Source organism: Microbacterium sp. Leaf351, assembly GCF_001423825.1.
GTDB classification, from domain to species: domain Bacteria; phylum Actinomycetota; class Actinomycetes; order Actinomycetales; family Microbacteriaceae; genus Microbacterium; species Microbacterium ginsengisoli.
The window spans coordinates 131475-138758 of sequence record NZ_LMPK01000002.1 but is presented as its reverse complement, the minus strand read 5'-3'; the positions used below and the strand labels follow the sequence as shown (position 1 = coordinate 138758).

Genomic DNA, 7284 nt, shown 5'->3' with positions numbered 1-7284 from the left:
GAACACCTGGCCCCAGGCGGTCTCGATCGTGTGCACCTCCGCGAGCGCACGCTCGGCGATCTCGGCGAGCAGGTGCCCGAACCGCCCGAACACGGGCACGAGCACCCGGTCGCCCGGGCGCACGAGCGAGACGATCGCCGCCTCGATGCCGGCACGCGAGGTGCCGTCTATGAGCAGGGTCGCCTCGTTGCCTGTCGCCCAGACCTCGCGGTAGAGCTGTTGGGTCTCGGCCATCGCCTGCGTCATGAACGGGTCGTACTGCCCGACGAGCGGCGCCGACATGGCCCGCAGCACGCTCGGGTACGCCGAGATGGGGCCGGGCCCCATCAGCAGGCGCGCGGGCGGGTCGATCGGGCCGGGGAGTGTCACGGGAGGTCCTTTCGGAGGGCGAGGCCGGCGGCGAGACGACGCGCGAAGCGCACCAGCGCGACATCCGTGCCCGGCCGGGAGACGAAGCAGACGCCGACGGGGGCGGGTCCGAGCTGCGAGGGCACGGTGAGCAGCGGCACCGAGATCGCGGGCGCGCCGCCGACGGCGGCGGGGGCGGTCATGCGCAGGGTCGCCTGGCGCACCGCGTCGACGCGGTCGCCGTCGGAGGTGCGCATGGGCGCGGGGCCGGGCACGGTCGGCAGCACCAGCACGGCGTCGCGTACCAGACTCTGCACGTGGTCGCGGAGCGGCTCGAGGGCGGCGCGTGCCGCGGTCTCGTCGTCGCGGGTGACGGATGCCGCGATGCGGAACCGTTCGGCGACGGCGGCGCCCAGCGCGGTCGGGTGCGCGCGCACCCACTCGGCGTTGTTGCGCCAGGCCTCGGCGCCCTGCACGGTGCGGAACGCGGCCAGGTAGTCGTCGAGGGATCCGACGCTGACCCGGCGAAGGCTCGGCGCGTCATCGAGGCCGGCGATGCGGGCGAGCAGCGCCTCGAAGGCCGCACGGGTCTCGGGCTCGGCGGCCTCGACGATCTCGTCGGGCACGAGCAGGCGGGCGGGCAGATCGGCGCCCGACTCGCCGAAGACGCTCTCGGTCGAGGTCGACCCGTCGTAGCTCAGCGACCAGTCGACGACCCGCTGCAGGGTGTCGCCGTCGCGGGTGAGCCAGCCGATCGTGTCGAACGACTGGGCGAGGGGCAGCAGCCCCTGGCGCGGCACGAGACCGTGGGTCGTGCGCAGTCCCCAGAGCCCCTGGTAGGAGGCGGGAACACGGATGGAGCCGGCCGTGTCGGTCGCGAGCCCCACCGACGCCTGCCCGGTGGCGACGGCCGTCGCCGGGCCGCTCGACGACCCGCCGGGCAGGGCACCAGCGAGGGCGCCGTTGGGCGGGGTGCCGTAATGGGCGTTGTCGCCGGCGATCGAATAGGCGAACTCGTCGGTGCGGGCGATTCCCCGCAGCGACGCCCCGCCGCGCAGCAGCTCCGACACGGCGGCGGCGTTCGCCGTCTCGGGGCGGGCCGTCTCGAGGAAGGTCGGGTTGCCGGCACCGATGCGATAGCCCTTGATGGCGAAGAGGTCCTTGACGGCGACGGTGAGACCGTCGAGCGGCCCCTCCCATGCGCCCTGCAGCAGCGGGTCGCCGACCGAGCGCCACACCGACCGGTCGAGCGCCTGCGCGCGCGGGGTGACATGGGCCGCGGTGATCATCCAGCGGCCGTCGAGGCGCTCCCAGATCTGCGTCTGCAGGCCGGTGCCGCCGCCGCGGTAGCGCGAGATCGACACGAGCAGCGCGACATCCGGCGCCAGCTCTCGGTACTCGATGCGCTCGATCTCGCGCGGCGGCACCCCGCCCCGCACCCCGCGGAACGCGCTGATCGCGTCGTGACCGACGAGCAGGCCCGCCGCGTCGCCGCGGAGGGTGCCGGGTCCGGGGGCGAACAGCTCGTCGAGCACGGCGAGATCGTTGTCGAGGATCGCCCGCTCGTACCGGTCGAACGCGGTGAAGAGGGCATCGGGGATGTCGCGGCTCACGGCACCCCCGGGGCATCCGTGGTCGTGGCCTGTGCCGCGCCCGCGACCCTGGCCGCGGCGCGCGCGACCCTCGCCGTGAGAACAGGCGAACTCTCGTGCACAGGACGCTTCGTCACGTGTGGTCCTGTTCCGGCGCGTTCTCCTGCGGTCCAGCCGCGGCAGCCGCGGCGGGCGCCGCAGGCACCGCCGGTACCGCGGCGAAGTCCGCCACTCGGATGCGCGCGTGCACGCCGGTGACGATGTCGACGACCTGAGAGATGTCGAAGTCCGTCGCCGCCGACAGGTAGGCATAGGCGAGGTGCTCGGACATGCCCCAGCGCGCCTGGATGAGCGCGAGCGCCGCCCGCACGCAGGCGCGCATCGCCTCATTGAGGTCGCGGTCGAGGCCTGTCGGCACGAGGTAGTCGGCGGTCTCGACGAGCGGGCCGAGCACGTCGCCGAAGGCGGCGAGCGCCTCGGCGCGCGGCACGACGTCGAAGCGCAGCGTCGCCCGCAGCGACGCCTCGAGCGCGGTGAGCGCGACCTCGCCGTCGCCCTGAGCGAAGTGCGGGTCTCCGACGTAGGCGAGGGCGCCGTCGACCTGCACGGGCAGGTAGAGCACCGAGCCCTCGGTGAGCAGCTTGATGTCGATGTTGCCGCCGAAGTTCGAGGGCGGCACCGAGTGGGGGCGCTCGTCGCTGTCGGGCGCGACGCCCATGGTGCCGAGGAACGGCGCGAGCGGGAACTCCACCACGCGCGGACCGCCGTCGGTGAGCGGGAGGGTGCCGACGAGGCATCCGTCGCGGTCCTCCACCGGGGTGAAGACGCTCATCGTGCCCTCGCCGCGCGGCAGCTCGCCGGGAAGCGCGCCCTTGCCGTGCCGGTTCGAGATGACCCCGTACGGCACCCGCGGCTGCAGGGCGACGACGGTGATCTTCAGCAGGTCGCCGCGGCGGGCGCCGTCGATGCGCACGGGCCCGGTGACGACGTGGGGTCCGTCGACGGCGGGGTCGCGCGAGAGCGCCGCGGCGATCGCGACGGCGTCGTCGAGCACGGATGCCGCGACCACCCCGTGACCGGTGAAGTAGCCGAGCGGGTCCTTGCCCTGGTCCTCGAGGATGCCCTCGTGGCTGACCGTGTCGATCGTCACCGTGGTGCCCGCGGGAACGGTGAGCACGGGCGCGTCGGCGCGCGAGGGCAGGCGCCCCCACGTGACCGTCTCGAGGCTCGCCGGCAGGTAGACGTCGGCCGGGATGGGTCCGGTGTGGGGCTGGAGGATCTCGAACGTCATCGTTCCGCTCCCGTGGGTCGCAGGGTGTGCAGGATCTCGGCGCCGGCTCGCACGCCGACCCCCTCGCCGAGGCGGAAGACCTCGTGCCCGGCGAGATAGGTGCGCTCGACGCGGCCCGTCAGGGTCTGGCCGTGCCACGGCGAGAGCTTGTTGCGGTACTCAAGCTCGGCCGCGTCGACCGTCCAGGCGCGATCGGGCGCGAAGACGGCGAGGTGCGCGGGGGCGCCGACGGCGATCTCGCCGAGGCCGGGCTGGCCGGCGATGCGCGCGGGGCCCTCGGTCATGAGCGGGAGCACGCGCTCGAGGGGGATGCCGCGTCCCGCCGCCGCGGTCCAGATCGCCGCGAGCCCGGTCTGCAGCCCCGCGATCCCGCCCCAGGCGAGGCCGAAGTCGCCGCCGCCCTGCTCCTTGAGCTCGCGGGTCGAGGGCGAGTGGTCGCTGACGATCGCGTCGATCGTGCCGTCGAGCACGCCCACCCACAGGAGGTCCTGGTTGGCGCGGTCGCGGATCGGCGGGCAGCACTTGAAGGCGCCCGCACCGTCTGGCACATCCTCGGCGGCGAGGGTCAGGTAGTGGGGGCAGGTCTCGACGGTGAGGCGCACACCGTCCGCCTTCGCGGCGCGCACCGCGTCGAGGGCGCCGCCGTCGGAGACGTGCACGATGTGGGCGCGGCCACCCGTGCGGCGGGAGGCCTCGATGACCTGCTCGATGGCCGCCTGCTCGCTCATCGGCGGGCGGGTCGCGAGGAAGTCGGCGTAGTGCACGCCGAGCGCGCCGTCGCCGTGCAGGTGGGCGGGGTCTTCCGCGTGCACGATGAGCACGCCGTCGAACGTCGCGATCTCGGCGAGCGCCGCCTCGAGCTGGTCGGCGTCGAGGTGGCCGAACTCGTCGATGCCCGACGGCGACAGGAAGCACTTGAAGCCGACGACACCGGCGGCGGCGAGGTCGGCGAGGGAGCCGAGGTTCTCGGGCACGGCGCCGCCCCAGTAGCCGACGTCGACGGCGAGCTTGCCGGCGGCGGCGGCCCGCTTGGCGGCGAGCGCCTCGGGGGTGGTCGTGACCGGCACGCTGTTCAGCGGCATGTCGAAGAGGGTCGTGACGCCGCCGGCTGCGGCGGCGGCGGTGCCGGTGGCGAAGCCCTCCCACTCGGTGCGGCCCGGCTCGTCGAGGTGCACGTGCGAGTCGACGAGGCCCGGCAGCAGCACGGTGTCGTCGGGCAGGACGACGTCGGCGTCGGGGTCGAACGGCCTGATGGCGGCGATCACGCCGTCGACGATCGAGACGGATGCCTCGTCGAACCCTCCGGCGACGAGCACACGGCGGGCCGCGATCGTGAAGGCGGGGGTCGTGCGCGACATGGCCCCACCCTAGGGCCGGTGCGTTTCACAGATGTAACCAGGATGAACATTCTGTGACGCGTGCGGGCGACCTCTCTCGCCGATCCGGCGGCCGCCTCGGCCACCGGATCGGCGCGAGGCGACACCTGCCGCCCGGATAGGGTGACGCCATGCGCATCGCCGAGTTCGACGCCCTGCCCGCGCGCGACGCGGAGGCCGTCGTCTCGGTGTGGGCGGCGATCCCCGCCTGGGTGACGGATGTCGTCGCCCACCGCCCGTACGGCACGGTCGGGGCCCTCGCCGACCATGCCGCGCGGACGGCGGGTGCGTGGTCCCGCGCCGACCTCGACGCCGCCCTCGCCCACCACCCCCGCATCGGCGAGAAGCCGCACGGCGCGGGCGCGGAGGCCGCGGCATCCCGAACCGAGCAGGCCGCGATGGCGACCGCCGACGACGACGTCACCGCGGCGATCGCGCAGGGCAACCGCGACTACGAGCAGCGCTTCGGGCGCGTGTTCCTCATCCGCGCGGCGGGCCGCACACCCGCGGAGATCCTCGCCGCCCTCACCCGCCGCCTCGCCCACGACCCCGAGACCGAGGAGCGCGAGGCCGCCGCCCAGCTCGCCGAGATCGCCCTGCTGCGCCTGCGCACCGCCGTCACCGAAGGAGACCCCGCATGAGCCACCTCACCACCCACGTGCTCGACGCCGCCACGGGCGCTCCGGCGTCGGGTATCGGCGTCGTGCTCGCCCACGCCTCCGGCGCGGTCATCGCCCAGGGCGCCACCGACGGCGACGGCCGGCTCGCGCTCGGACCCGATGCGCTCACGGCCGGCGATTACACGCTGACGTTCCTCACCGGCCCGTACTTCGCGGCGGTCGGCGTCGAGACGTTCTACCCGCACGTCGCCGTCACGTTCCGCGTGCAGCCGGGCCGCGCGCACTACCACGTGCCCCTGCTGCTGAGCCCGTTCGCCTACTCCACCTACCGCGGCAGCTGACCCGCGCTGCCGGTCGATCGCCGCCCGCCCGCGTCGACGTGACGGGTGCGGGATGCCGCGGGCCGCGGCATCCGGCACGAAACGCGCCCGTGATGTGCGCACCCTAGGGTGCCGACCATGCGCGTGATCATCATCGGGGCCGGCATCGGCGGAACCAGTGCCGCCCTCGCCCTGCAGAAGCTCGGCCACGACGTGGTCGTCTACGACCAGATGCGGGAGAACAAGCCCGTCGGGGCGGCCCTGTCGCTGTGGTCCAACGGCGTGAAGGTGCTCAACTGGCTCGGCCTCGGCGACGAGGTCGCCGCCCTCGGCGGCCGCATGGACGACATGGCCTACTACGAGGGGTTCGGCGGCGCCGAGATGTGCCGCTTCTCACTCGAGACGGTGACGACCCAGACCGGGCAGCGCCCCTACCCGGTGGCGCGCGCCGACCTGCAGGCGCTGCTGATGGAGCGCGTCGGCACCGACCGCGTGCACCTCGGCCGCAAGCTCGTCGCGGTGTCGGAGGCCGACGGGATCGTCACCGCCACGTTCGCCGACGGCACGACCGACACCGCCGACCTGCTGATCGGGGCCGACGGCGCCCGTTCTCTCGTGCGCGACTACGTGACCCGCGCCGACGAGGGCGGCACGCGCATCGAGCGCACCTACTCGGGCTACACGAACTTCAACGGCCTGGTGCCCGTCGACGAGCGCATCGGGTCGGCGACCCAGTGGACGACCTACGTCGCCGACGGCAAGCGCTGCGCGGTCATGCCGGTGGCGGGCGACCGGTTCTACTTCTTCGTCGACATCCCGCAGCCCTCGGGTCTGCCCTACGACAAGCAGGCCGACGGCAAGCGTCCGCTCGAGGAGGCGTTCGCCGGCTGGGCTCCGGGCGCCGAGGCGCTCATCGCGGCGATCGACCCCGAGACATCCCTCAACCGGGTGGAGATCTGGGACATCGACCCCTTCCACACGTGGGTGCGCGGCAGCGTGGCGATCCTCGGCGACGCGGCCCACAACACGTCGCCCGACATCGGGCAGGGCGCGTGCTCGGCGCTCGAGGACTCCTTCGCGCTCGGCATCGTGTTCGCGACCAACACCCTCGGCGTCCCCGACGCGCTGCGGCGCTACGAGAAGATCCGCGCCGAGCGTGCCGGCGACCTCGTGCTGCGCGCCCGCAAGCGCGCCTGGGAGACCCACGCGTTCGACCCGGCCGCGACCGACGCCTGGTACGAGAGCCTGCGGGGCGCCGACGGCGTCGGCATCATCCGCGGCATCGTCGGCAACGTCGAGGACAGCCCGGTCAACCTCGGCGGCGGGCTGCTGTGACCGCTGCGGTCTACCGCGGCCACCTCGTGCACATCGCGGGCGCGCCCGCGGCGGGCGACGTCGATGCCGCGCTCGTCTCCGAGCCCGACGGGGTGCTGGTCGTGGACGCGACCGGACGCGTCGCGTTCTCGGGCGCCTGGCGCGACCTTCCCGCCGAGTGGGCCGAGGCCCCGGTCACCGAGACCGGCGGCGTGCTGCTGCCGGGCTTCGTCGACACCCACCTGCACTTCCCGCAGACCTTCACCACCGACGCGTTCGGGGGCGGCGAGCTGCTCGAATGGCTCGAGCACTGCGTGTTCCCCGCCGAGTCCCGTCTCGCCGACGCGGCCTTCGCCGACGCGATCGCACGGGCGTTCGTCGCCCGCCGGGTTGCTGTCGGCACGACGGCGGCGATGGTGTTCG

Annotated in this window: 7 protein-coding genes and 1 pseudogene; 4 read left to right on the top strand and 4 right to left on the bottom strand. The window is 74.0% G+C overall.

The features are described from left to right. The 4 genes and pseudogenes from ASG00_RS16210 to allB form a co-directional block, all read right to left on the bottom strand. Window positions 1-327 (bottom strand): annotated as a pseudogene (locus ASG00_RS16210) (alanine--glyoxylate aminotransferase family protein); the annotation flags it as partial. A 38-nt stretch (window positions 328-365) separates the two neighbouring features. Beyond that, window positions 366-1961: an AtzH-like domain-containing protein gene (locus ASG00_RS01185; RefSeq protein WP_235557458.1), complete on the bottom strand. Its 1596-nt coding sequence runs from the start codon at window positions 1959-1961 to the stop codon at window positions 366-368. A 112-nt stretch (window positions 1962-2073) separates the two neighbouring features. After that, the gene (locus ASG00_RS01180) at window positions 2074-3231 is read right to left on the bottom strand and encodes an acetamidase/formamidase family protein (RefSeq protein WP_056206233.1); all 1158 of its coding nucleotides are present in this window, start codon (window positions 3229-3231) and stop codon (window positions 2074-2076) included. Further along, window positions 3228-4589, bottom strand: coding sequence for an allantoinase AllB (gene allB, locus ASG00_RS01175; protein ID WP_056206231.1), 1362 nt, complete (start codon window positions 4587-4589; stop codon window positions 3228-3230). Before allB ends, ASG00_RS01180 begins: the two co-directional genes overlap by 4 nt. 149 nt (window positions 4590-4738) lie before the next feature. Here allB and uraD point away from each other — a divergent pair, with 149 nt between their 5' ends. The 4 genes from uraD to ASG00_RS16205 form a co-directional block, all read left to right on the top strand. Beyond that, on the top strand, window positions 4739-5248 hold the full coding sequence (gene uraD / locus ASG00_RS01170) for a 2-oxo-4-hydroxy-4-carboxy-5-ureidoimidazoline decarboxylase (RefSeq protein ID WP_056206230.1): 510 nt from the start codon (window positions 4739-4741) through the stop codon (window positions 5246-5248). Next, the gene (uraH, locus tag ASG00_RS01165) at window positions 5245-5568 is read left to right on the top strand and encodes a hydroxyisourate hydrolase (protein ID WP_056206228.1); all 324 of its coding nucleotides are present in this window, start codon (window positions 5245-5247) and stop codon (window positions 5566-5568) included. The genes uraD and uraH overlap by 4 nt, the downstream gene beginning before the upstream one ends. A 117-nt stretch (window positions 5569-5685) precedes the next feature. Then, the gene (hpxO, locus tag ASG00_RS01160; RefSeq protein WP_056206308.1) at window positions 5686-6882 is read left to right on the top strand and encodes an FAD-dependent urate hydroxylase HpxO; all 1197 of its coding nucleotides are present in this window, start codon (window positions 5686-5688) and stop codon (window positions 6880-6882) included. Beyond that, window positions 6879-7284: amidohydrolase family protein (locus tag ASG00_RS16205; RefSeq protein ID WP_235559030.1), on the top strand; the 406-nt coding region annotated here is incomplete at its 3' end. The genes hpxO and ASG00_RS16205, both read left to right, overlap by 4 nt.